Source organism: Runella sp. R0.1_18, assembly GCF_057652155.1.
This window is the reverse complement of sequence record NZ_JBYFCK010000003.1, coordinates 424,697-449,850: the sequence shown is the minus strand read 5'-3', so window position 1 is coordinate 449,850 and position 25,154 is coordinate 424,697. Positions and strand designations below refer to the sequence as shown.

17 protein-coding genes are annotated in these 25,154 nt (G+C 44.2%); 10 read left to right on the top strand and 7 right to left on the bottom strand.

What is annotated here, in order from left to right:
• Positions 1-147: 147 nt before the first annotated feature.
• Positions 148-1,815, bottom strand: a complete 1,668-nt coding sequence (locus AC23P2_RS07305) for a TonB-dependent receptor (RefSeq protein ID WP_487772579.1) — start codon at positions 1,813-1,815, stop codon at positions 148-150.
• An 18-nt stretch (positions 1,816-1,833) separates the two neighbouring features.
• Positions 1,834-4,851, bottom strand: a complete 3,018-nt coding sequence (locus AC23P2_RS07300) for a tetratricopeptide repeat protein (protein WP_487772578.1) — start codon at positions 4,849-4,851, stop codon at positions 1,834-1,836.
• 278 nt (positions 4,852-5,129) lie between these two features.
• Here AC23P2_RS07300 and rpsT point away from each other — a divergent pair, with 278 nt between their 5' ends.
• The 3 genes from rpsT (at position 5,130) to AC23P2_RS07285 (ending at position 7,701) form a co-directional block, all read left to right on the top strand.
• Positions 5,130-5,396 carry a 30S ribosomal protein S20 gene (gene rpsT, locus AC23P2_RS07295; RefSeq protein ID WP_472490790.1) on the top strand — a complete coding sequence of 89 codons (267 nt, stop codon included), beginning with the start codon at positions 5,130-5,132 and terminating at the stop codon, positions 5,394-5,396.
• Positions 5,397-5,517: 121 nt separating this feature from the next.
• Positions 5,518-6,780: a lactonase family protein gene (locus AC23P2_RS07290; RefSeq protein WP_487772577.1), complete on the top strand. Its 1,263-nt coding sequence runs from the start codon at positions 5,518-5,520 to the stop codon at positions 6,778-6,780.
• Between the two features lie 105 nt (positions 6,781-6,885).
• Positions 6,886-7,701, top strand: a complete 816-nt coding sequence (locus tag AC23P2_RS07285) for a purine-nucleoside phosphorylase (RefSeq protein WP_487772576.1) — start codon at positions 6,886-6,888, stop codon at positions 7,699-7,701.
• A gap of 211 nt (positions 7,702-7,912) precedes the next feature.
• Here the strand turns inward: AC23P2_RS07285 and AC23P2_RS07280 are convergent, their stop codons facing one another.
• Together AC23P2_RS07280 and AC23P2_RS07275 are read right to left on the bottom strand one after the other, a co-directional pair.
• Positions 7,913-10,312 carry an outer membrane beta-barrel protein gene (locus tag AC23P2_RS07280; protein ID WP_487772575.1) on the bottom strand — a complete coding sequence of 800 codons (2,400 nt, stop codon included), beginning with the start codon at positions 10,310-10,312 and terminating at the stop codon, positions 7,913-7,915.
• A gap of 177 nt (positions 10,313-10,489) precedes the next feature.
• On the bottom strand, positions 10,490-12,613 hold the full coding sequence (locus AC23P2_RS07275) for a tetratricopeptide repeat protein (RefSeq protein ID WP_487772574.1): 2,124 nt from the start codon (positions 12,611-12,613) through the stop codon (positions 10,490-10,492).
• Between the two features lie 60 nt (positions 12,614-12,673).
• Between AC23P2_RS07275 and AC23P2_RS07270 the strand changes: the two genes are divergently transcribed.
• Genes AC23P2_RS07270 through AC23P2_RS07255 form a run of 4 tightly spaced genes read left to right on the top strand, consistent with a single transcriptional unit; the run spans position 12,674 to position 15,842 of the window.
• Positions 12,674-13,420: a tetratricopeptide repeat protein gene (locus tag AC23P2_RS07270; RefSeq protein WP_487772573.1), complete on the top strand. Its 747-nt coding sequence runs from the start codon at positions 12,674-12,676 to the stop codon at positions 13,418-13,420.
• A gap of 48 nt (positions 13,421-13,468) precedes the next feature.
• Positions 13,469-14,410: a phosphoribosylaminoimidazolesuccinocarboxamide synthase gene (locus AC23P2_RS07265; RefSeq protein WP_487772572.1), complete on the top strand. Its 942-nt coding sequence runs from the start codon at positions 13,469-13,471 to the stop codon at positions 14,408-14,410.
• A gap of 50 nt (positions 14,411-14,460) precedes the next feature.
• Positions 14,461-14,889, top strand: a complete 429-nt coding sequence (locus AC23P2_RS07260; protein WP_487772571.1) for an STAS domain-containing protein — start codon at positions 14,461-14,463, stop codon at positions 14,887-14,889.
• Entirely contained in the window at positions 14,889-15,842 is a 954-nt protein-coding gene (locus tag AC23P2_RS07255) for a ribonuclease Z (protein ID WP_487772570.1), read from the top strand. Before AC23P2_RS07260 ends, AC23P2_RS07255 begins: the two co-directional genes overlap by 1 nt.
• On the opposite strand, the gene AC23P2_RS07250 is transcribed toward AC23P2_RS07255, so the two are convergent.
• The 3 genes from AC23P2_RS07250 to AC23P2_RS07240 form a co-directional block, all read right to left on the bottom strand.
• Positions 15,790-16,395 carry a hypothetical protein gene (locus tag AC23P2_RS07250; protein ID WP_487772569.1) on the bottom strand — a complete coding sequence of 202 codons (606 nt, stop codon included), beginning with the start codon at positions 16,393-16,395 and terminating at the stop codon, positions 15,790-15,792. The two genes, AC23P2_RS07255 and AC23P2_RS07250, sit on opposite strands and share 53 nt — an antisense overlap.
• A 362-nt stretch (positions 16,396-16,757) precedes the next feature.
• Entirely contained in the window at positions 16,758-18,713 is a 1,956-nt protein-coding gene (gene thrS, locus AC23P2_RS07245; RefSeq protein WP_183972900.1) for a threonine--tRNA ligase, read from the bottom strand.
• A 131-nt stretch (positions 18,714-18,844) separates the two neighbouring features.
• Positions 18,845-20,149, bottom strand: a complete 1,305-nt coding sequence (locus AC23P2_RS07240; RefSeq protein ID WP_487772568.1) for a tetratricopeptide repeat protein — start codon at positions 20,147-20,149, stop codon at positions 18,845-18,847.
• 256 nt (positions 20,150-20,405) lie between these two features.
• Here AC23P2_RS07240 and dnaK point away from each other — a divergent pair, with 256 nt between their 5' ends.
• The 3 genes from dnaK (at position 20,406) to AC23P2_RS07225 (ending at position 25,023) form a co-directional block, all read left to right on the top strand.
• Positions 20,406-22,319 carry a molecular chaperone DnaK gene (gene dnaK, locus AC23P2_RS07235; RefSeq protein ID WP_487772567.1) on the top strand — a complete coding sequence of 638 codons (1,914 nt, stop codon included), beginning with the start codon at positions 20,406-20,408 and terminating at the stop codon, positions 22,317-22,319.
• A gap of 365 nt (positions 22,320-22,684) precedes the next feature.
• On the top strand, positions 22,685-23,863 hold the full coding sequence (locus AC23P2_RS07230; protein WP_487772566.1) for a hypothetical protein: 1,179 nt from the start codon (positions 22,685-22,687) through the stop codon (positions 23,861-23,863).
• A gap of 332 nt (positions 23,864-24,195) precedes the next feature.
• Entirely contained in the window at positions 24,196-25,023 is an 828-nt protein-coding gene (locus AC23P2_RS07225) for an RpnC/YadD family protein (protein WP_487772565.1), read from the top strand.
• Positions 25,024-25,154 lie beyond the last annotated feature (131 nt).

The following is a 25,154-nucleotide window of genomic DNA, read 5'->3' as shown; positions in this document are numbered from 1 at the left end:
TGTAACCTGTTTATGGGGATTTGGGTACTAAGGTACAGAGAAGATAAAAAAAAAGCAATAGCCCGTGCGGCTATTGCTTTGAATTAGGTCGAATAAAGTGCGTTAATTGCTTAGATTAGAACTGTATGGCGTCCAAAAAAAAATAATCTAAAACTGAAACGACAATCCCGCTAAGAAGTTAAGACCCTGTTGCGGATAATACAAGTAGCGTTCGTAGTTCTTACCTAATAGGTTATTGATGGAAGCGAATGCTGAAAAATTACGCGTCAATAAATAATCTATTTTTAGGTTTAAATCGACGATAGACTTGAGGTTGTGCGTTGTGCCTGTTTGAAAGTTTTTGTTTTTTAACCCACCAATGTAATAGGCGTCGATAGTGGCAAACATTTTCTTGCTGAATACAAAAGAGTTATTCCAAGTCACTGTCGAACGTGGACGGCCCCAAGGTGCTTCTAGGCGTTTGACGTTGTAATCATAAAAATCACCCCGAAGCGTTGAGCGAACGATGTTTTGGTATTGGTAACCCACTTGGGCCGACACGGTTAACACTTTGATGTAGTCGGCATCATATACAACCGCAAATTTGGTGCTATCCAACCAATCGTTGTTGAAGCCGTAGAAGTTTTTGAAAGTTGCGTAAGAAACCTTGCCTTCAAACTGAAAACTAGGGCCCAACTCCCCTTTAAATCCTCCGTAAATATCTCGGCTACGTTCGGTATTGGCGATGGTAACATTGGGGCCTAACCAACGATTTTCGCCCAACAACGAGCGCAAGGTATTACGATTGAGATCGCCACCGTACCCCGCAAATACGTGAACCCCTGCCAATGGAACGGCATCCACTTCTACTTGCGGGAAGCCAACGGTACGGTTGATTTTGAGGCGGTCGTCAGTTTCGTTGACGGCTTTGAAAGCGGCCGTTACCGTAAAGGCATCGTACGAAAATTTAAAAGCTGGCTTGACACTGAACAAATTTCGCTTGAAAGTTTCAGCATCGGTGCGTTGAGAAACGTAAGCATCGGCATTCAACAACGCAAAAATGTTTTCGGTAATGGGTACTGAACCCGAAAAATTAGTACCCCAATCGGTCTCAGCCGCACTGTAACGGTCGCTGAGTCGGTACAGTGATGTCTTGATAGAATAATCAATAAACTTGTTGTTGTCAATGTTATCCAACCCCACTTGTACGCCAAAGGTGTTGATTGTTTGACGGATATTTCCCTTCAAGATTTCGGCGTTGGGTGCCGAACGATTGGCGTAAAAATAATAGTTGTCGCGGTCGTAAAAGGCCGTTCCGCCCAATTTAAACGAATTACCAATGTACTGCCCGTTGAGTTTGAGGCGATTTTCGCTGTTGGCCGAGTTTTGAGCGTCAACGGGGCCCGTTTGGTTGGACAAGTGTTTGAAATGAATGTCGTAGGCTAAATCTTCGGTGTTGTTACCAATAAATGTTTCTCCGTAAATTTTACCGTAATTACCTCCCCCTACTTTCACGTAATTATTGAGGTTGCCGCCTTCGTCTTCTTTGTTTTCCCCGTTGACTGACAATACCGTAGGTGTGATTTTGGGCGTTCCGAGCGTTAATTTGGGCGTACGAAACTCATAATTCAACTTTCGGTTGTCCTCCTCACTGGTAAAAGGTTGCAGTTTGTTGTAAAGGCGGTTGGCGGGGGGCAACTCAATCTTTTTCTTTTTCTCAATCTCAAAGGTTTGGCTGTCAATTTCTCCCGATTGTTTTTGTGCCAACACAGGCAGCGAAAAACAACTTGCCACAACCAGCAAGCGGAGAGGTTTTATCGATGGGACTTTCTTCATTCTTTTTAAGTGCTAAGGTTATTGTAAAGCGGCTAGTTTTGATTTGGCCAACTCAATGGCGTCTTTGTCTTCGGCGTTTTCAATGACCGATTGCAAAGTGGCTTTGGCTTGGTCGGGGTCTTTTAGCCCTACATAGACATCGGCCAATAAAATAAAGGCGCGAACCCGCCAACGCTCATAATCGGCGTATTGTTTGTTGAGTTCCATCACCGACGCCTGTGCTTCTTTCAATTTGCCTTGACGAAACAACGATTCTGACGCCCAGTATTTTGCCTCAGCCCCAAATTCGTCTTTGTTGGCAGCCACTATTTTTTTCAATTCTGCATCCGCCGTTTTGTAATCTGCTTTTTCAATATAGACCTTGGCCATTTGCATCTGCGCTTTTTTGGTTGAACCAGGGATAACATCTCCTGCATTCATCACTTCACGTGCGTAATAGGCCGTTGAATCGTATTTTTTCATCGAAAAATACGTATCCATCAAACGCATTAAGCCCGTCACGCGGTCTGTTTTGCTATCTGATTGGGCATAGAGCAAATTAAAGTTGCGAACCGCTTGCGGGTAGTTCTGGTTTTGCACTTCAATGTCTCCTGCCCGCAAGGCTGCTTTGGGAGAAAACCGCTGATCTCCTTCCGAAATAACCAAGCTAAAAAGTTTGAGGGCATTGGCATTATCGTTGTTGCGGTAATAGCTTTCTCCCCCCAAATAGCGTGCTTCCGTCGCCAATTTGCTGTTGGGATAATCGCGGATAAAGCTTTGAAGTGCCTTGATGGCTTGAGGGTACTTGCCATCGCCGTACAAACCTTTGGCCGTTTCAAATTCCAATTTTTCCGTTTCGGTACTTTGCGGATTTTTCTTCTTGTAATCGGCCAATACATTCGACATTTCTTCCGTTCTGCCTGCGTTTTCCAACGTCGCTTGTAATCCTAGTAGGGCTTCTTTGGCCGCTGGGGCATCTGAATACTCCGACAATATCTGCTTATAGTCGCGAATGGCTTCTTCATATACCTGAATGTTGTTATAAGCCAAGGCGCGCTTCAACAACGCAGGCGGAATCAAATAACTACGTGGTTTGTCTTTCACCAAACGTGTGTAAGCACGAATGGCCGCTTGGTAATTTCCTTTTTCTAAATCAATGTTGGCCGACTGAAACAAGGCGTCATCGGCATAGCGCGAAGTAGGGAATTGGGCAATCACCTTATCAAACTGCGCTTTTGCCTCCGTGTCTTTCTCTTGGTAGGTTAAAATCAACCCTTTTTGATACAAAGCATAGTCACGGTCTAAACGGCCATCGTTGATGGCTTTGTCGTACATGGCGGTAGCTTGCGCGTAGTTTTTATCGGTCAAATAACAATCTGCGATGCGGATGGTGGCATCCTCAATCGTTTGGGGCTCTCCTACGCCTTTTCCTTTTGTAATATATTGTTGGAAATTCGTCACAGCCGCTTTGTAGTCTTTGGTATTGTAATAGGCGTACCCCATTGAATACAAACTACGAATGCCAAAGGATGACGTGGGGTTGCTCCGTATCAACTGCTGATACATCGGAATGGCTTCTCCGTAGCGGTTTAAGGCCGAGAACGCTTCTCCTTTTTGGTAGGTAGCCGCCAACGCAATTTCTGAATCGGGCGTATATTTGAGCGACTTGTCAAAGTTTACGATTGCTTGGGCGTAGCGTTCGGCGTTAAAGTCAGCAATTCCCAAGTTCATGGTTTGGCGCTGATAGGCCGCTTTGGTCGCCTCGTCAATTTTCTTCAATTTTTCGATGTAGGCCACGGCAGCTGCGCTATTGTTGGATTTGGTCAAAGCTAAGATTGATAGCTTGGTAGCCTCCTCTTCGTATTCACTGTTCGGGAAGTTTTTGATAAACTCCTGAAATTCCGTAAAAGCCGCCGATTGGTTGTTGAGCTCTAACTGCACTTTGGCGTGATTGAAAGACGCTTCTTCTTGAATCACTTTGTTAAACTTCAACTTGGCTGCATTGTCAAAGCCCGTCAACGCCGCTTGGGGGTTCTTGGTCTGAAGGTGGCTGATGGCCAAAATATACGACCCAAACTGCCCCGTGGTATCCTTGCGGGTGGCTACGCCTTTTAATTGATCGACTGCCCCAGGGTAATTACCCGTTTTGAACAATGAATGCCCATATCGAAACTGAATGGGTGCTGGCATGGGGGTTTCACGCCCCTTCAATTGTACATACTGCGCGTAGTACTTAGCGGCATCGGCATAATTTCCACGGTTATAAAATACTTCTGCGGCGTACAATGCTACATCATTGAGTTTGACTCCCCCCCCTTGTGAGCGGCGCAACAACGGCTCGGCATACGCAATCAAGTCATCATATCGCTCGGCCTGGTACAACGAAGACACAATCCAGTTGGGAGCATCCATTTTGTACTGCGGATGCGATTCGATGTTTTTGAAATTACGGTAAGCATCATCGTATTTGCCGTTTTGATAATTGATGACCCCCGCGTAATAAGCCGCTGGCGCAAAATAATCGCTGGTGGCGTCTTGTTGGACTTCCGCAAAATAACGGAGTGCGGGTGCAAACTGCTTCGTGCTGTAATACGACAACCCTAATTTGTAGCGGGTTTCGGTGGCAGCATAATAGTTTGAACTTCGATCCAATGCCTTTGTCAGGTATGTAATGGCGTTGGAGTAATCACCACGATCAAAATAATACTTCCCTAAATCACTGTAGATAAGGGCTGCTTTGGGGTGTTCGGGGTGATTGCGCACAAACCGATCGACGGCCAGCTCTGCTTCGGGCGCATCGGCATACAACGCACACAGGGTGGTGTAGTACTCGGCGGTCACGGCGGTGTAATCGTTGGTGTTGAGCAACGCTGGGCGTTTTTCCAAATAATAGCGAAACTCCTGTTTGGCCGCCGAATAGTTTGATTTTTCAAAAAGTTCGACCCCATTTCGGTAGTGAACATCGGCCTCAGTATAACCGAGGGTGTTTTGGGCGTGAATCGCCTCCCACGAAAGGGCACAAAGGGACAGGGATAGAAGGCTGCGTTTGAGAAACATGTGGTAAATAAGGATGTAAAAATCGAAAAGTACGATAAAATTTCCGTACAAGATTTATTTTTGCGAAAGAACGAAAAACAAACTTTAAAACGTATAAATTCCTTGGTTCATTGCCCATAAATTGTTCTTCCTTCTTACAAAACACGAATTAATGTCGTTTCTAACGTTGTCAAATATTTGCTATAATTTTCCTTCAAAAAAATTGCATCTCTAGTAAATAACGACTATTTTTGCACTCCTTTTATAGAACAGAAATACATTATTTTTTTATAAAACCAATGGCAAATCATAAGTCAGCATTAAAAAGAATCCGGGCCAACGAAACAAAACGCCTTAGAAATCGCTACCAACACAAAACTACACGTACAATGGTACGCAAGTTGCGTGACACAAAAGACCAAGTTGTTGCATCAGAATTGTACAAAACTGTATCTTCTATGCTTGACAGATTGGCAAAAAAGAATGTCATTCACAAAAACAAAGCGGGTAACCTCAAGTCTAAATTGGCGAAACACGTTAATCGTCTTGCGGTAGCAACTGCATAAATTGCACTTTTTTGCAAAGAAAAACCTTTAAAGCTCCGTGCTTTAAAGGTTTTTTTCGTATTATGCGCATTCATTTTTAGTTTAAATAATTGTATAACTCGTTAACCATTACTTAAAACTCATGAATAAAATGCGTTTAACATTGGGCGTAGCGCTATTAAGTGCCTCCACTGCCATTGCCCAAACACCCACCATTAACTTCAACGCTCGTGGAATTTTGGCCCTCTCTGACGGAGATATGGCCGCTTCGGCTGTAGTGGACGGAAAGCTGTTGAAAGAAATTGGCGTAAAAGACGCTTTAACAGTTTATCCACTACCACTAAAATTAGGCCAAGAAATTGGCAGCTCACCCGTCCCTAACTCTGCCATTGGTTGGTCACGCACGGCCGCAGTTACTTCAGATGGTCGGTTTGCTTTTGTAATCGAAACCCGAGGACAAACCGCCGATAGCGCCAAGGTAATGAAAGACATTGCCACTGATTTCCCTGCAGGAAGTACCATGTACATTGTGGATATTTCAAACATGGGCAAGCCCTCTGCGCGTAAAGCTCCTGTTGGCAAAAATCCACTCGCCGTAGATATGCTTGGTAGCAATTTACTCATTACATCGGAGGAACCCGCCAAAGAATTACGGATGTTTGAGATTGGCCCTGGTGGATTACCTACCCGTAACTTGCCGATTCCATTAAACCTTCAAAATGCGCGTGCTACTGACGTCACTTGGCATCCTGATGGCGAATTTATTGCAATCACCGTGGAGGAAACGAAGGAGATTTGGCTCTACAAAGCAAAACTCAATGCCCAAAGTAAAATCGCAACCTTTGAACCATTTGGTTCTCCAGTAAAAATAAGTGGAAAACCAGGACCTGGCTCATTTACCGCAGATGGTAGCTTATTTATCGTTTCTGATTTGAAAGACGGAGCCACGGGCGAGTTGGTAGCGATTCAGTTTAATACAACAGCAACGGATCCTAAGACAGCAGAGCATAAAATTGTTGCTCAAACAGCCGTTGGTTCAGGGGTTGAAAGCTTTGCCATCAGTGCTGATGGTACAATGCTCGTTACTGCCAATAAAGGCAACTCTGCCCAACCTTGGTCAGGTAGCATCGGAAAAGCAAGTGTCTCGCTTTTAACTTTAGCTAAAGATGGAAAAGCAACCAAAGTAGCTGATTATGACCTTGATGGAATTGCCCCAGAAAGTATCATTTTTGATAAAACAGGCGAAAATGTAGCCGTATCGGTTTATGAATATTTCGATTACGGCCAGCGTAGTGGCGGTGTCGAGTTTTTTAAAGTTAACAAAGGTGGTACGCCCTCGTTAACCAAACAAATGGCAAAAATTAGCGCCCCTAAAGGTTGCCATACCGTGAAATTGATTCCTTAAAATAATCATTTGACGAAAAAGCCGATGCCTGAGAAGGTATCGGCTTTTTTTGTAATCACAGAAATTTTATCGACCTTCATCCATCACTTATTTTTCATTTTACGCATGGAATTTTCACACATTCAAGAGGCCGTTGACTTTCTTAAAAACCAAACGCAGGATTTTCAACCTCAAGTGGGTATTATTTTAGGAACTGGCCTTGGTAGCCTCGTCGATGACATTACAATTCAAGCAAGTATTTCGTACGAGACCATCCCTCACTTCCCCGTATCTACCGTTGAGTCTCACAAAGGAAAACTATTGTTTGGAACCCTTTCGGGCAAAAAGGTAGTGTGTATGCAAGGTCGTTTTCATTATTACGAAGGATACTCGATGCAACAAGTGTCGTTTCCAGTTCGGGTAATGAAACTGTTAGGAATTGAGCAACTGATTGTTTCCAATGCCGCAGGAGGACTAAATCCTGCCTACCAAACCAGCGATTTGATGTTGATTCAAGACCACATCAGTTTGTTTTTACCCGAAAACCCACTCCGTGGTACCAACCTCCACGAATTAGGCGACCGCTTCCCCGATATGAGCGAAGTCTATGACACCTCTATGCTCGAAAAAGCGGCCAAAATTGCCGAATTACACCACATTCGGGCGCACAAAGGGGTATATGTAAGCGTAACGGGTCCGCAACTCGAAACCCGTTCGGAATACCGACTGCTTCGCCAACTTGGCGCAGATGCCGTAGGCATGAGTACCGTTCCCGAAGTGATTGTAGCCCGCCACATGAATCTCCCCGTTTTTGGCATTTCGGTCATCACTGATATGTGTATTCCCGAAACCCTTGAAAAGGCCGAATTGAGCAAAATTTTAGCGGCCGCTTACCAAGCAGAGCCGCTTATGACATTGATTATTAAAGAATTGCTCCAATAAGTAACTAAGCAAAATTGCTAAGAATATATTGTTAAGTAGGATTCTTTAACGATTACCCGCCGATTTACGCCGATTGAAAGTCGCAGATGACGCTGATTTATGGCCATATAAAGCCCTTTGTCAGCGAAAATCAGCGCTTTTAATTCAGCGCCTTTCTGCGGGTAAAAAATTAGAAGATTCAGTGCTTTCTTTGAAAAAAAGCGTTTTAAACTTAATTCACACTTTTTTCCAAAGACTCAAAGTTCATCATATTCGTACGCTCTTCTTTTTTACGAATCCCAAAATTATACACCAAGTTGAGCCCGAAACGACGCGTATCTCCCTGGCGCATTCCCGAAGCCGTTACACTTCCTTGCTTCAACGTAAATTCATTTCGTAAGGTGTAGAAAATATCATTCATCGACATCGTTACGGTCATTTTTCGGTTAAAAAACCGTCGGTTAATGTTCATATTCAACCCACCAAAGTTGCTCAACTCATAAAACTGCAATTGCCCATTGAGGCGAACAAAGCCGTTGAGACTTAGGGTTGAGCGATTGTCCAGTTTGAGTTGGTGAAAAGTAAAAATTGACCACGAACCACGCTGAAAAGTCAGTGGTTTCCCCTCATACAAACCTTCATATTTATTATGATTGTACTGAGTTCCTACGACAAAAAAGTACTTACCCCCTGGCGGAATGGCGCCCATCAACCGAAAATAAGTTTCTTCGTTCTTACCTAAATTATCGTACGTCCGAAAGGCTACGCTTGGGTTAGTAGGGTCTTGGTACACCACATTCGTGAAAATATCGCTGGTATAATTTTTTCCAATGGCAAAAATAGGGCGCTCTTCGACACTAATGTTGGCTTCGATGTTTTGGGTAAACTGCGGGCGCAGGGTCGGATTGCCCGTTTCAAACAAATACTGATCCAAATACCGCTGCGATGGGTTGAGGTATTCATAGACGGGGCGCGTAATCGAGCGCCGATAAACCAAGTAACCGCGCATTTCATAACCTGCAATTTTGGCTAATCGCCGACTTAAATACACGTACGGAAACACGTCCGCCCTTTTTAGTCGGAAAGATGTATCCGTTGGAATCCGTTGGCGTCCGTCCATAGAAGTGGTTTCAAGCCTCACGCCTGCTTTCAACGTAAAAGCACTAAACGTTTTTGAGCCTTGGACGTAGGCAGCGTTGATGTTTTCGTGATAATCGAATTGACGCGTACGAACCACATCCGCACGGCGAATTGCTGAAATGACATTAAAATACTTGGTATCATTCTCAAACCACTGAAAAGCTGTTTTCAACCCAGCTTCCACCACCAGCTTTTGCGGGAAAAGGTATTTAAAATCTGTACGGGCACTAAAAGCGTGTCGATCGTTGCCAATGTCTCCATCACCACTCGTACTGAAACGCGCAGGCAACAAATAATCAGTTGAAAAAAGTTGGTTACTTTGATTCGTTGAAAAGCTATACGATGCCTCCGCCGTCACTTCCGACCCAAGCGTATCTATTTTGTACTTGGCCGATACATCTTGGTTAAATAGCAACGCTTTGGTTTTACTTGCTAACTGATTGACGTTTTCTACCACCAATTTATCGACACTTAATCGCGAAATCTCATTGTGATTTTCGGCAGACGAACGGTATTGGTTCCACGAGATGCGGTCGTCAAAGTTAAACTCCCATTTTTTGGAAGGTGTAAAGCCCATTCCAAAACCTGTATAAAAGGTCTGACTCGGGGTGGTGGTATAGGAACGCTGACTCAAGAGCGAATCTAAGGTAAAAGGACGATCGGTTTCCACTTGGTCGTAAGAATTACGGCGGTTGTAGTTTACCACAACGTACGATGTTTTTTTGCCGTCGTTATTATTCACTGTCACACCCAGTAGCTGATTTCCGTAGCGGCCTTGGTTCATCCCTGCGTTCACACTACCCGTGACCCCAATCTTAACCCCTTTTTTCAAAATCACGTTGACCACCCCTCCGCTGCCACTGGCGTCAAACCTTGCCGAGGGAGTCCGTAAAATTTCGATTTTGGCAATGCTGTTTGGAGGGAGATTTTTTAGCAAGGAGGCAATATCGGCTGTACTCAGTTTTTGCTCACGGCCATTGATATAGACCGTAGCGGGCGTCGTACTGCTTAAATAAATATTTCCGTCGGGGTCAATAAAAACGCCAGGAATTTTTTCCATGACTTCCATCGCACTCGTGCTGCTGTTGGCCAAAGGTTCGGGATCAACAATTGTTTTATCATCTTCTTGTTGAATCAGCGGTTTCGGCGCCGTGACCACTACTTCATTGAGGGTAGTTTTGTCGGCCTCCATCAAAAATGTAAAAGAGGATTGGTTCTCAGTAGGAGAAAGTAATTTCCGAAAAGGCTTAAAACCAATGGAAGTCGCTTCCAACAAGTACTGTTTGCCAAAAGTCACCTTAAATTGGGCCGTACCTGCCGTGTCGGCCACGGCGTACATTTTTTTTGTAGAATCGGCACGATCGGCCAAGCGGAGGGTTGCCCCGATGACCGCTGCTTTCGCACCATCTTGTAAGCGAATTTGAAGGTTTTGGGCAACTAGGCCGCAAAAAGGCATACAAAGAAAGAAAGAACAAAAAAGTTTTCGATTCATAAATGACTGACAATTAGGCTGTTTACTAATGATTGGTGTATATTGATTAAATTGACCCTACATAGTTACTCCTTTCGAGGCAACAAAGCCTATTTTCAATACTTAATTTCTAATTAAAAATCCCCGCCCATGACTGAGCGGGGATTGGCTTATTTCATTATAATAACGATTACTTCATCACTGTTGTTGTTGCAACTGCGCCCTGATTTGGTTGGCCGCGGCAGTATTGCCCTGTCGTTCGTAGGCGATGGCCAAGTACTGCGCCGCATCACGGTTTGTAGGGTCTTGACTTAGCACTTCGTTCAACATAAATACCGCATTGTCATTTTGATTGAGGTTGATGTACGCAATGGCCATGGTGGTCATCGCCCCCAAATATTCAGGGAAAATTTCCAAGGCTTTTTGACATTCCTGCAACGATTCATTGAACTTACCCACGTTCACGTACGCATTGGCCAAGTACAAACGAACCACCTCATTGTTGGGGTCAAGTTGACGGGCTTTTTCCAAATACGGAATTGACTCCGCTATTTTTCCTTCTTTAATCAACTGAATACCCTTAAAATCATCTTTACTGATGCGTTTTATTACCAACCCAATTGTAGCACCGTTGACTTCAATTTTGTGAATGGTCCCTGCGGGAGGAAATACCCCAGCATTTCGGAAGTGACTTGGATTGAGGTGTCCCGTTAAAAACACGCCATAATCCCAGTCAAACTCTGAGCGCTGATAATAACGGCGATAGGCCATTTTCAACTTGGGATAGTCGGTAAAATAATCTTTCAAAGGCACAAAATAATCGCTGGCAATGACCACCGTATCTTTTTGTATGTTCGGAATATTGGTCTTCATCCAATCGGCGATTTCTCGGGTACTTACCCCAAAATAATCCGTTTCGTAATTGGCAAATGCTCCTTTGGTACCGCCCGTTAGTTCGTTGTAATAAGTATATTGGTAGGGATGGTTTTTAATCATAAACCACAAAGGCAAGGCCACCAACACGGCCAATACCCCCGCGAGCGCTTTTTGTCCTACGCCGCCCAATCGACGGAAGAAATATTCAAAGCCTACCGCCGTTAGCGCCAACAAAGGTGGGTAAATAAAGGTGGTATGGCGCCAGCCGTTGTAAAAAGCCGAGTGTTTTGATACCCCGTACAACCACGGGAAAAGCGCCACAAACAACACCAAAAACAAATACCGCTGGTTGAAATACCGCCGCGCCAACGGAAAAGCAACCAAAAATACCAACACGCCCAGTAAGAAATACAAAGGTGTAGATACCATCATGTATTTGGGAACGTAATACCAAGGAAGCGATGTTGAGTATATTTTTGTTCCTTCAAATAAGGTTTTTATACTAATGGGAAAATTGGTTAAGGTTTGCAAAGCCGTCAACGGGTTTTTCAACGGATTGGCCAAAGCAAACGGCCAGAATAAAATACCGAGCAAATAGCCACCAAAAGTAGCTACTCCCGTTTTGAGGGCGACATTTTTTAAAACTGCACTGTCCCCAAACACAGCTTGACGCACTTGTTTGCGAAAAAGTACCTCGACCCCGACAAAAAACGGAACGTAAGCCACCAGCGCCAAACCTGGCGCGCGACTTCCCAAACCGATACCAATACCCGCAATGGCCAACAGGGTTGTTTTCCATGAAGGTTGGGGAAGTTCTTGAATAAATTTAATCAAAGCATAAATGGTCAGGATATATCCAGCCGCAAAAGTAATGTCCTTGGGGTTGTTCATCGAATCGCCAAACAAACGCGGAGAGAAAAGCGCAAAAATCAAGGCCAACAGACCTGCGCGCCAATTTCCACCGAGTAACCGCCCCGTCAAGCCCGTTGCCACAAAAATAAGGACGCCCATGAGCGAAAGTAACATGTGACGAATCAGGTACGGATCGGCGCCAGTGGTGCGGTAAATCGCCGCCGAGATTAGGTCAAGCGTGGGGCCATAACAATACATTACCTCTCCTCCGCGAGGCGCATAAGAAAGTGCTTCTTTTTTATCACCAAAACTGGTAAAATAATCCAAACACAGTTCGCCATAGGCTTTGTTTCCCCATTCATCGGCCGTTATTCCGTACTGTGTACTAAGAATTGGCATACCAATGAGTAAAACTAAGGCCAATCCCCAAAAAATTTTACGAAAAAGTTCGTCCTTAATTGGGGGATTTATGGGCGTTTTTGCTTCTACTCCAGTGAAGCTTTCAGACGATAAAACGGAAGAAGAATCTGATTCAACTTGCTGTTTCTGAGGTGTTTTTATGGGTTGAGGTACTCCTTTTTTAGATTTTGACATAACCGCTCAAATTGGAAAACTAATCAAATGTAAGGCGATATGCCCAATATCTCCAAAACTGTGCCAAAAATTAAAAAACGTTATCTTTGCACCGCCTTACTAGACCAACCACCGATGATTGAGTCGTTGCTTTTTTCATTACTGCTTTGGATTTGGGACAATCGTTCGTTTGACACGATTTCACGGAGTAACCGCGCAAAAATTGAGGGACAACAAGCCTACAACGAAAAAGACTATCAACATGCGCTGGAAGCCTATCAGAATGTTTCGACGGCTTCGCTTTTTGCCGAACCAGAATCTCGGCTCAATTTAGCACATACTTATTTTCAGTTGAAACAGCTTCGCAATGCCCAAAAATACTACGCTAAACTCTCCATGGTGTCTAATCCATTTTTGGCATCCAGGGCCTTAAACCAACTGGGAGTCATCGAGACCATGCAGAAGGATACGGCGCAGGCGTTGTTTTATTTTCGACAAAGTTTACGACTTAATCCCGACAATGATAAAGCACAGTTCAACTATGAACTACTGAAAAAACGCTATCATGGCAAAGAAAAAGCAACCAAAGCACTTACACAGACGCCTCCCAACGTAGCGCCTAAAAAAAATGAGCCCCAGCCCCAAACAGAGCAAGTGGCTAAACAAACGGAGGAAAAGAAAAATCTATTGAAACAGCTCAAAAATTTAAAAATGAGTGAAGAACAAGCCATGATTATTCTGGAATCTCTCAAAGCATCCGAAATTCAGTACTTACAACAACAACGCCACCGAACGACCGCCAACGACGATACCAAAGGAAAGTGGTAATGTATATAATATATAAGGTAGAAAAATCCACCAAAAACTACGCATAGCGTGCAAACTCTCACTCAAACCAATTTTCAGTTTCCCAACCAAACGGGATTTTACCGCGGCAAAGTCCGTGATGTATATAGTTTTGAAAACTGCGTGGTCATGATTGCCAGCGACCGAATTTCGGCTTTTGACGTCATTTTACCACGGGCCATTCCTTACAAAGGTCAAGTGTTGAATCAAATTGCAGAGCATTTTTTGCGCGCAACGGCCGACATCGTGCCTAACTGGCTTCTTGAAGTTCCAGACCCCAACGCCAGCCTCGGCAAAAGATGCGACACTTACCCCGTAGAAATGGTCGTTCGCGGTTACTTAGCGGGTCATGCCGCACGGGAGTACAAAGCAGGAAAACGTACGTTGTGCGGAGTAACGCTTCCTGAAGGATTGAAAGAAAACGACAAACTTCCAACGCCCATCATAACGCCCACTACCAAAGCCCACGAAGGCCACGACGAAGACATTTCGCGCGAAGATATTCTTGCCAAAGGCATTGTGTCGGAAGCAGAATATACACAACTAGAAAAATACGCCTTGGCGCTCTTTGCCCGTGGCACCGAAATGGCCGCCCAACAAGGGCTGATTCTGGTGGATACCAAATACGAGTTTGGGTCTAACAACGGCACTATTTACCTCATCGACGAGGTACATACGCCCGATTCCTCTCGTTATTTCTACGCTGACGTTTATGAAGAAAATCAGCAAAAAGGGATTCAGCAAAAGCAACTTTCCAAAGAGTTTGTGCGGGAATGGCTGATTGCCAACGGTTTTCAGGGAAAAGAGGGCCAAGTAGTCCCCGAAATGTCAGACGAATGGATTCTTCAAATTTCGGCCCGTTACGTTGAACTTTATGAAAAAGTAACGGGAAAGCCTTTTATTAAATCAGAATCGCAAGATATTTTGGCACGGATTGAAGAAAATGTTACACGTTCGCTAACTTTGTCTTAATCGTTCACTCAACGAGCTTACCTATTTTTAGTTTTTTTCGTTATAGACTTATGACACATACCATTCAAAAACACGAACAATACGCCCTAGTTAATATTCACGAGTCTGCCTTTGACGATGACATGGCGGCTGAGTTAGAAAACCTCGCTCGTGGACTATTCCGTGAAGGGTTCCATAACTTGATTCTCAATTTTGCTACGGCAACGAGTATTACCTCGGCGGGAATCAGCATTCTCAAAAAAATCAACATGCTTTGCTCACGTGAACTTGGGTTGATGGTCTTGGTTTCTGACAACGACGACTTTGTAGATTTGCTCATCGACGGCAAAATACGCGACGTCACCATTCTCCCAAGCGTAGAAGAAGGCATCGACGCCGTATTTATGAATGACTTGGAAAATGAGTTCAGCGCCGAAAGTGACGATTTCAACGACGACGACATGGACGAGGACGGTTATACCCAGAGCGAAAAACCGTAATGCCATTCTCTGTACTTATCTTAGGGGCTGGCTCGGCTACCCCTACCCTCAACCGCCACCCTTCTTCGCAGTTACTCACCTACGAAAGTGATTACTTTCTGATTGACTGCGGAGAAGGTACGCAGTTTCGCCTGCTCGACTACAAAGTACGTCCTGGCCGACTCAAGGGAATTTTTATTAGTCATTTGCACGGAGACCATTACTTCGGGCTGATTGGTTTGTTGTCGAGTCTCAACCTCGGTGGGCGCACCGACGATTTGTTGTTGTTTGGCCCCCAAGGGCTGGACGAAGTACTCACGCTCCAGTTTAAATACTCTCAGACGCCGTTGCAGTTTCGGATTATTTTTACCCAGACCAACACAATTACCTCTACGCTACTTTACGAACATCCTTGTTTTACCGTCTTTACCATTCCGTTGAGTCACCGCATTCCTTGTGCTGGATTTTTGTTTCAAGAAAAACCCCACAAACGCAAACTCATTAAAGAGAAAATTTCGGACGGGATTCCGTTTGACTATTTACGGCAACTCAAAAACGGAGAAGACATTTACGACGAAGGAGGGAACCTTCTTTACAGTGTGGCTGAATATACCTTGCCAGCTCCGCCACCCCGCAGCTATGCCTATTGTTCGGACACCCGCTACGACGAGGCAATTATTCCCATCATTCGTGGGGCTTCGCTTTTATACCACGAAGCTACTTTTCAAAATGATTTAGCACACCAAGCCTCTGCACGTTTTCACGCGACCGCAAGTGAAGCCGCGACCATCGCCAAAAAAGCCAACGTCGGCAAATTGCTGATTGGACATTTTTCGTCGCGTTACAAGGAAGTGGATTCGTTTTTGACCGAAGCACAAGCCGTTTTTCCCAATTCGCACATTGCCGAAGAAGGCACAACTTTTAATATACTTTCAGCACCTTCAGCTGGTGCTTCCCTCCCACCCGATACTTAGGAAAACTGGCCTTGGCGCATAAAATTCCTAACGAAGCTATCCCCCCCGCAATCAGGGCAGTTTTGGGATCAAACTGAACCAAAAAATCGACCCCACCCTTCGTAATAAAAGTATCTGTCAATAACAAAACGCCTCCTGCCAAAGGCAACATGACAGCGCCTTGGGTTACAAAAGGAATGTTTCGACTAAGCCTTATTTTATGAACATCAGAAATCATGACTTCCGTGTGTTCATATTCTCCCAAGATGTCGTTGTAAGTAGAGTAGGTAAAAGAGCTATCCGAAACCGCCACGATGGTTTGTTTGCTTTTTTTCCGTTTACTTTTGGTTGAAAATGTCAGTTCGTCTCCTACAAAAAAACGGTGGCGACGAATTTTGCCCATTCGGTACACATCCAACACTAAGTACCTTCCACCATCTTTGGTAAAAGTAGAACGGTATTGGGGGTTTTGTTTTAGAAACAACTCATTCGCATCAAGCGTTTGTTGTGGTTGCGCATAGGAGCATCCTATACTGGCGATGAAAAGTAAAATTAGGTAGATTATTTTTTGCATGGCTACTTCAATATTGAGGAACGATTTAGAACATTTTATAAGTAACGCAAGAACCCTTCATTTCAGTGCTAAGGTACTCATCTTAAGAAACAAATGTCATTAGATTTTTATTAGTTTTTCGCAAACATCAACTTCATTCATCAAAAAAAAGAGCTGTCTCAAAAATCTAGTGTCAACAAATTATCTTCGGCCTCTGTTCAACCTCACCCCCTAAATCCCCCTCTCCTTTCTGGAGAGGAGGACTTTTAAAGCCCTTCTCATGGAAGGAGAAGGGTTGGGATGAGGTTAAAACCAAAGAATATTTTGTGACCTATTACTTTTGAGACAGCCCCTTTTAAAAAGTATTTTTACAAACTGTTATTTTACGACCCAAATGTGGCGATTGTTCCTTGCACTTCTGACTTAAAATGAGCGATAAATTCTTCCAAAGGCATTTGTCCCAAATCGCCTTGGCCTTTGCGACGTACCGACACTTTGCGCTCTTCTTGCTCTTTTTCTCCGACAATCAACATGTATGGCAATTTGTTTACTTCCGCGTCGCGGATTTTGCGACCAATTTTTTCATCGCGGTGATCGACGTAGCCACGAATATCGGCTTCCTGCAATTGCAAAAACACATCGTTGGCAAAATCTTGGTATTTCTCCGAAATGGGCAATACCGCAATTTGATCAGGCGACAACCAAAGTGGGAAGTTCCCCGCTGTGTTTTCAATCAAAATCGCGATAAAACGCTCCAACGAACCAAACGGCGCGCGGTGAATCATTACAGGGCGGTGTTTTCCTCCGTCTGAACCCATGTATTCGAGATCAAAACGTTGTGGCAACTGATAATCCACTTGGATAGTCCCCAGCTGCCATTTGCGTCCCAAAGCGTCTTTCACCATGAAGTCGAGCTTAGGGCCGTAGAAGGCAGCCTCGCCCAATTCGGTCACGGTATTCAATCCCTTCTCGGCTGCGGCTTCGATGATGGCACTTTCCGCTTTGTTCCAATCGTCGTCGCTTCCAAAATATTTTTCTGGTTTTTCGGGATCACGCAACGAAATTTGGGCACTGTAATTTTCAAAACCTAGCGAACGGAAAACGTATTGAACCAAATCAATCACCCGCTTAAATTCATCCTTCACTTGGTCAGCCCGACAGAAAATGTGGGCATCGTCTTGCGTAAAACCGCGAACGCGCGTAAGTCCGTGCAACTCACCACTTTGTTCGTAACGATAAACCGTTCCAAATTCCGCCAAACGCAACGGCAATTCGCGGTACGAGCGCGGACGAGATTTATAAATTTCGCAGTGGTGTGGGCAGTTCATTGGCTTTAGCATAAACTCCTCACCTTCTTCGGGCGTATGAATGGGCTGGAACGAATCCTTCCCATACTTTTCCCAGTGACCCGAGGTAATATACAATTGTTTTCCCCCAATGTGCGGCGTAACAACTGGCGAATAACCCGCCCGTACTTGCGCCCGACGCAAGAAGCTTTCCAAACGCTCACGCAACAACGCCCCTTTAGGCAACCACAACGGCAAACCTTGTCCTACTTTTTCGGAGAACGTAAAAAGCTCCAGTTCTTTTCCCAACTTACGGTGGTCGCGTTTTTTTGCTTCTTCAAGTAAGTGGATGTACTCGTCTAGTTCTTTTTGTTTTGGAAAAGTAACCGCATATACCCGCGTCAGCATCGGACGTTTTTCGTCGCCGCGCCAGTAGGCACCTGCCACGTTCATGATTTTGGCGGCCTTGATAAAACCCGTATTAGGGATGTGCGGTCCACGGCACAAGTCGGTAAAGCTACCTTGTTCGTAAAACGTGATTTGACCATCCTCCAATCCGTCAATCAATTCCAGCTTATATTCGTCGTTCTTTTCGGTGAAATACGTAATGGCGTCGGCTTTGCTAACTTCGCTGCGCTTATAGTCATTTTTCTGACGCGCCAACTCCAGCATTTTGTCTTCCACTTTTTTGAAATCATCTTGAGAAAACGTTTTTCCTCCCAAGTCGATGTCATAGTAGAAACCAGTTTCAATGGCTGGCCCAATTCCGAATTTGGTTCCAGGATACAACGCTTCGATGGCTTCGGCCAACAAGTGCGCCGACGAGTGCCAGAAAGTAGCTTTCCCTTCGGTATCGTTCCAGGTCAACAATTGGACGTTGGCATCCGACGTAATGGGGCGCGTTGCGTCCCAAACTTGTCCATTGACTTTGGCAGCCAGCACATTACGTGCGAGCCCTTCGCTGATACTCAGCGCAATGTCCATGCTGGACACACCTGCGGCATACTTACGAATGCTACCGTCAGGCAAGGTAATGTTAATTTGTTCAGACATTTTGTTAAATTGTTTGGAGATACAATCCACGTCCTCAGTGGCGAACGATTAAACGACAACCATCTACTACTTGTACTACGCGGATTGCTTGGGCGCAAAATTGGGCTTTTTTCTGAATTTTGCCAACCTCTCTACGGTTTGATTTTGAAGTTTCGACTGGTATCTGCCTTTGTTTTCAATTGAAGGTTCGGGGTCAACACCTCGATTTGCACCCGCGACGGGTCTAATGCCTTTTCGGGAGCGGTTGTTTCATCCTCGGCCTCCGCCACAGCTTCGGGGGCAACAGGCGGCAACGTCCCGTAGGTTTCTAAGTACATTTTACGTTGTTGGGCGCGGTATAACCGTCCCTTGGAGCGCCAGTCGGTTGGGTCTTGCTCGGCGGCAAGGCTGTATTGTTCGATAGAACCGTCCAAATTACCAACGCGGTCATACGCGGTACCTAATAAGAAATGTATTTGCGGATATTTTGGATTGAAACGCTGCACCTTTTGAAAACTCTTGATGGCTTGCGGGATGCTATTCCATTTTAAATAGATAATACCTGCGTAAAAATCAGCCATGTAATTGGTAGAATCGAAATGAATGGCTTTTCGATAACTAATCAAAGCACTGTCCAGCCGTTTTTGGGTGAAATACATCTCACCTCGGGCGTAGTGCAACTGTGATTCTTTGGGGAAGTACTTTAATCCAATTCTGTTGATTTCCTTCGCCTGATCGTATTCTCTCAAGCGGGTATGAATGGTCGTAAGCTCCACGTAAGCAGGAAGAAAGCGCGGCTTTAAATCCAAAGCCCGCTGCATCAACGCAACTCCCGAAAGTGTGTCGCCCTGTCGGGCATCGAGGAGTCCCGTATAAAAATACGCTTCTCCGTCGTAGGGAGCCATTTGGAGCGCCTTTGCTAAATACAATTTTGCTTGTCGAAACTGGCGTTTTTGTTGGGTCAAATCTCCCAACAACACGTATAATTCAGGCGTATCTTGTTGCAAAACTTCCGCCCGTCGGGCAGAGGCCAAAGCTTCGTCATATCTTTTTAATTGGCGTAATACCCTAGCGCGGGTCAACAAAAACAGACCGTTGCTGGGGCTGATGTCAAGGGCTTCTTCAATGTCTTCGAGTGCACGGTCATAATCGCGCAACGCCACGTAAAGCTCGGCGCGTTTGTGATAATTAGCAGCCGAACGGGGACTTCTTCGGATGACCGTGGTTAAGTAATCTATTCCAACTTTGATGCGGTGCGTGGCATCATCGGTCGGCAGTGGTGGGATACGGGTACTTTGGCGGGTATCGCTTGAGCACCCTATTACACTCACTACTGCTACACACAGGCAAATAATTGACAGAATCCCTTTCAAAATCTTCGGTTCGGATAATTGTGCCACAAATTTCGAGAAAGTTTTGGGTAAATCCACCATCCTTGCCCGAATAACGGCTGTCAAAACTGCCTATTTTTCCCAACACAGCTTGACAAAACAAGACGATGTGACGGGCAGCCTAATCCTTACGTTATGCCTTTTTCCGCGATTTGACGCAAAGCGACGCATTTTCTGCCAAATTGTCATTTTTAGCTTTTAAAATTTCCACTGGCACACTCGTTGTACATATTAGCCCCGTAAGAGGGGTGCAACAGCCAAAAGCCCTCCCTCTCTAAATCTGTTAAACGGGCTTAAAAAGCTCACTTAAAATTTACAACAAATGGGAAAAATAATTGGAATTGACTTAGGCACTACTAACTCGTGTGTGGCCGTAATGGAAGGGAACGAACCCGTCGTAATTGCCAACAGCGAAGGTGCACGTACCACCCCTTCGGTGGTAGCGTTTATGGACAACGGAAACGGCGAACGCAAAGTAGGTGCTCCTGCAAAACGTCAAGCCATTACCAATCCTCACAATACCATCTCTTCTATCAAGCGTTTCATGGGTAAGCGCTTCACAGAAGTAGGAAGCGAACTCAAGACCGTTGCATATACTGTCGAACAAGGCGCTAACAACACACCTCGCGTGCGTATTGGTGAGCATCTGTTTACACCTCAACAAATTTCGGCGCACATTTTGACAAAAATGAAGCAAACCGCCGAAGATTACCTCGGACAAACAGTGACCGAAGCCGTGATTACGGTACCTGCTTACTTCAACGACGCCGAACGCCAAGCAACCAAAGAGGCGGGTATCATCGCTGGCTTAGATGTAAAACGTATCATCAACGAGCCTACCGCAGCGGCTTTGGCCTACGGATTGGACAAACAAGGAAAAGACATCAAAATCGCCGTTTTTGACTTAGGTGGTGGTACTTTCGACGTATCTATCCTTGAATTAGGCGATGGCGTATTTGAGGTAAAATCAACCGATGGTGATACACACCTTGGTGGAGATGACTTTGACCAAGTGATTATCGACTGGTTGGCCGACGAATTTAAGAAAGACGAGGGCATCGACCTCCGTCAAGATGCGATGGCGCTTCAACGTTTGAAAGAAGCGGCAGAAAAAGCAAAAATTGAGTTGTCAAGCTCAACGCAGTCAGAAATCAACTTACCTTATATATTTCCAGTAAACGGCATTCCAAAACACTTGGTACGTTCGTTGACAAAAGCGAAGTTTGAGCAATTGGCCGATAGCTTGTTCCAACGCATGATGGAACCTTGCAAGCGCGCCATGAACAACTCAGGTCTTCGTATGTCAGATATTGACGAAGTAATCTTAGTAGGTGGTTCAACCCGTATTCCACGTGTTCAGGAAGAAGTTGAGAAGTTCTTCGGAAAGAAACCTTCTAAAAACGTAAACCCTGACGAAGCAGTAGCCATCGGTGCTGCGGTACAAGGGGGGGTATTGACGGGTGAAGTAAAAGATGTACTCTTGCTTGACGTTATTCCATTGTCATTGGGTATCGAAACGTTGGGTGGTGTGTTCACCAAATTGATTGAAGCAAACACGACCATCCCAAGCAAAAAATCAGAAACGTTCTCGACGGCCTCTGACAACCAGCCTTCGGTAGAATTGCACGTGTTGCAAGGAGAGCGCCCAATGGCCTCACAAAACCGTACCCTCGGCCGTTTCCACCTCGACGGTATTCCACCAGCCCCACGCGGTGTGCCACAAATCGAAGTAACGTTCGACGTGGACGCCAACGGTATCTTGAACGTAACGGCGAAAGACAAAGGAACGGGTAAAGAGCAAAAAATCCGTATCGAGGCATCAAGCGGTCTTTCAGACGCCGAAATCCAACGTATGCGTGAAGAAGCCAAAGCCAACGAGGCTGCGGACAAAGCCGCCCGTGAAGAAATTGAGAAAGTAAACCAAGCTGACTCAATGATTTTCAGCACTGAAAAACAATTGAAAGAATACGGCGACAAACTTTCGGCAGGAAACAAATCGGCCATCGAAGGTGCATTGGAAGAGCTTCGTACCGCACACAGCAGCCGCAACGCTGCCGCTATCGACGCTGCCATGACCAAAATCACGGAAGCTTGGAACGCCGCTTCGCAGGAAATCTACGCAGCAGGTGCTGACGCGGGTGCTCCTCAGAATCCAAACCCAGGAGGCCAACAAACAAATGCCAACGCTGGCAACGGCCAAGAAGGTGAGTTTGTCAACTTTGAAGAAGTAAAATAGTTTTGGGGACACGGTCAGACGATAGTCAGACCACCGCAGCTATCGATGATTATAAATGCAAAACAGCCCTGCCGCGAGGTGGGGCTGTTTTGTTTGTTTTTTTTACCATTGTAACGGTAGGGATTTCCTACCATTATAAATCTGCCAAATTCAAGCGTTCCTGCAATGGATTTCGGTGAGAAAGCTAGGTTTTGCCTTCAATAACTTGGCATAATTTTTGATGGGTATTGTACCCTCTCTTTTTTTACGCAAACCACTCCATAGATGGTAGATTTCTGGTTATTTGAATAACTAAATCCATCAATTTTCTATATTTAGCACGATTTTTGATAGATTTTAACAATCTTTTACCCCCTGTTATTCTTATGCGCTTAGGTCTTTTTTTATTCGTTTTTTGGACGATAAGTATTGGCTATACTGCCTTTGCACAAGTCCCTACTGATACACTCAAGGCGAGTATCACAAATCCAGAAGTAAACCCTAATTTCTCATATGATGGATTTGGATCTGCTATGGATATTTATGGTGATGATGCCATAGTAGCTTCTGCTTTAGATATTCCCTCTGGCAAAGCATATACGTTTAAAAAACAAAATGGTCAGTGGATATATCAGAGAACTTTAACCCCATCTAAATACAATCCTTTTTTAGGGTCAAGATTTGGGAGCGTTACTATTACAAATAACTACTTTGCAATTAATTTCCTTCAATCAACGCCCAATGATGGGACAAGTGGTACAGGTACAACATTGGTTGATATTTTCAAAAAAAATGATACTAATCCACTCCCACACCAAAGTATTGAGCTACCATCCAATATGACTTACAGCCGTGGTGACTTTGCTATGAATGACAACTTTTTGGTAATTGGCATACCTTCCTCAAATAGTACAGATATTACCCAACAGGGAAGTATTCACATCTACAAATTATCCAATGAAACTTGGGTAAAAGATACTGTTTTTAAAGGGCCGTATGGCTTTGGCGAACCTTTATTTTTGGAAAAAAATTATATTGTAGTAAGCGATCCCTTTAATTCAAAAATACATGTTTTTAACAATAAGTCAGGGATTTGGCAAAAGCAAACAGCTATCTCGCCATCATATTATAGGGGCTTAAACTTTGACCCTAATTCAAAAGCAATCATAACTATCAATGAGCAGAATAATCTTAATATTTTTGAGGAAACAGATGCAAATCAATGGGCACTTAAGGAAACAATAACTTTGCCTCCAAATAGCGGGAATCCTATTTATCCTATAATATCAGGTAATAACGTCTTGGTTACAGTCAGTCCCAATCAAATATTTTTATTTCAAAAAGTAAGCAATAACTGGATTTTCACCAAAAAATACATACTCGATATACCGAACCAAGCCAATCTATTTTTCTCTCCATTAGCTGTTAACAATCAAGTTTTTATGATTGGAACACCTAACCTTGATCTTCTTTTACGAGGCAAGGTATTTTATGGCACATTACCGCCTGCTGCTTGTTCTAATACGCTTTGTATTCCTGTGGTGTTGCGTATCATACAGAAGTAGGTCTTCGCCCCAATCCATGGTCTGTGTCTCCACAAATGCTGTTAAGTTAGGTATTAACCCTCGTTGTTCGGGGTGTTCCACAGGCCAATAAAAAGCGTATTTATATCTTACAGCGTGTTTGTAACACGGTAAATGCCAACTCTACTGCTTTTTCGGTTGCCAAATAGGCGATGTTAGACCCCAAAAGCGTTCGGGGCAACAGAAGTGAGTTTTTTCCCCCCGTTGTATAGCGTGTTAGTAACACGGCAAGTGCCAAACCAACTACCTTATTGCCTTACAAACCCCTTTATTCCAATCTTTCAAAAACAAATGCTTCTTCTTAGTTTTGCCGCATGAAGCAGACCAAAAATCAGGCAAATCAGTACGACAAAATCTTCAAGGAGAACATAGAAGCCGTAATACCGAGTCTCATGCAAAATGTGCTGGGTATCACGGCTATTTTTATGGAAGAGCTTCCCGATGACGTACAGCACACCAAAGAACGAAAACCTGATGTACTCAAAAAAGTAACGGATAATCAAGGGAATACTTTTGTACTTCAAATAGAGTTCCAGGTGGCTAATGAACCTACTATGGTTTATCGTATGTTGGAATATTACGTCATGTTAAGTCGCAAATACGAATTACCCGTTCATCAATATGCAATCTATCTAGGTACAAGCAAACTGAGAATGGCTACTGAGCTACAAAGTATCAATCTAACTTTCAAATATAACTTGCTTGAAATCAAAGCCATAGACTACAATTTGTTTCTCAAATCGAACAAACCCGAGGAAATTGTGTTGGCTATTTTGGCCAATTTTGATGGAGAAATACCCGAAAATGCTTTAAAAAATATAATCCAACGCCTTGACGAAACTACAAATGGAGACTTCTCGTTTAAAAAATATTTCAATCAATTGCGAGTGTTAGCACAACTTCGTAAATTGGAATCAAAATTAAAAGACATTGTCATGGATAGCATTGCGAAATATATAGATGAAAAAAGAGATGTAGCCTATTTGATTGGACAAGATAAAGCCCGAGAACAGGAACAAACTAAGTTTGTTACCAACTTACTTGAAAAGTTGAGTCTTAGTGTCGAACAAATTGCTGACATCACAGGTGTATCAGTTGATTTTGTCAAAAGTGTAAAGCAAAAACTTACAGCCGACAAATAGTAGTTTCCCAATTAAACCGCTTTAGACCTCTACGAGGTGACAAAAGAGTGCCCTTGGTAGCTATCACACAATTATTGCTCGCTCTTCAGATTACTAAATTTCCTTTAATTTTGATTTTCCATTTTCCTGCC

Coding starts and splice junctions, on each gene's coding strand:
- AC23P2_RS07305 (WP_487772579.1), bottom strand. CDS start 1,815: ATGAAGAAAGTCCCATCGATAAAACCTCTCCGCTTGCTGGTTGTGGCA.
- AC23P2_RS07300 (WP_487772578.1), bottom strand. CDS start 4,851: ATGTTTCTCAAACGCAGCCTTCTATCCCTGTCCCTTTGTGCCCTTTCG.
- rpsT (WP_472490790.1), top strand. CDS start 5,130: ATGGCAAATCATAAGTCAGCATTAAAAAGAATCCGGGCCAACGAAACA.
- AC23P2_RS07290 (WP_487772577.1), top strand. CDS start 5,518: ATGAATAAAATGCGTTTAACATTGGGCGTAGCGCTATTAAGTGCCTCC.
- AC23P2_RS07285 (WP_487772576.1), top strand. CDS start 6,886: ATGGAATTTTCACACATTCAAGAGGCCGTTGACTTTCTTAAAAACCAA.
- AC23P2_RS07280 (WP_487772575.1), bottom strand. CDS start 10,312: ATGAATCGAAAACTTTTTTGTTCTTTCTTTCTTTGTATGCCTTTTTGC.
- AC23P2_RS07275 (WP_487772574.1), bottom strand. CDS start 12,613: ATGTCAAAATCTAAAAAAGGAGTACCTCAACCCATAAAAACACCTCAG.
- AC23P2_RS07260 (WP_487772571.1), top strand. CDS start 14,461: ATGACACATACCATTCAAAAACACGAACAATACGCCCTAGTTAATATT.
- AC23P2_RS07255 (WP_487772570.1), top strand. CDS start 14,889: ATGCCATTCTCTGTACTTATCTTAGGGGCTGGCTCGGCTACCCCTACC.
- AC23P2_RS07250 (WP_487772569.1), bottom strand. CDS start 16,395: ATGCAAAAAATAATCTACCTAATTTTACTTTTCATCGCCAGTATAGGA.
- thrS (WP_183972900.1), bottom strand. CDS start 18,713: ATGTCTGAACAAATTAACATTACCTTGCCTGACGGTAGCATTCGTAAG.
- dnaK (WP_487772567.1), top strand. CDS start 20,406: ATGGGAAAAATAATTGGAATTGACTTAGGCACTACTAACTCGTGTGTG.
- AC23P2_RS07230 (WP_487772566.1), top strand. CDS start 22,685: ATGCGCTTAGGTCTTTTTTTATTCGTTTTTTGGACGATAAGTATTGGC.
- AC23P2_RS07225 (WP_487772565.1), top strand. CDS start 24,196: ATGAAGCAGACCAAAAATCAGGCAAATCAGTACGACAAAATCTTCAAG.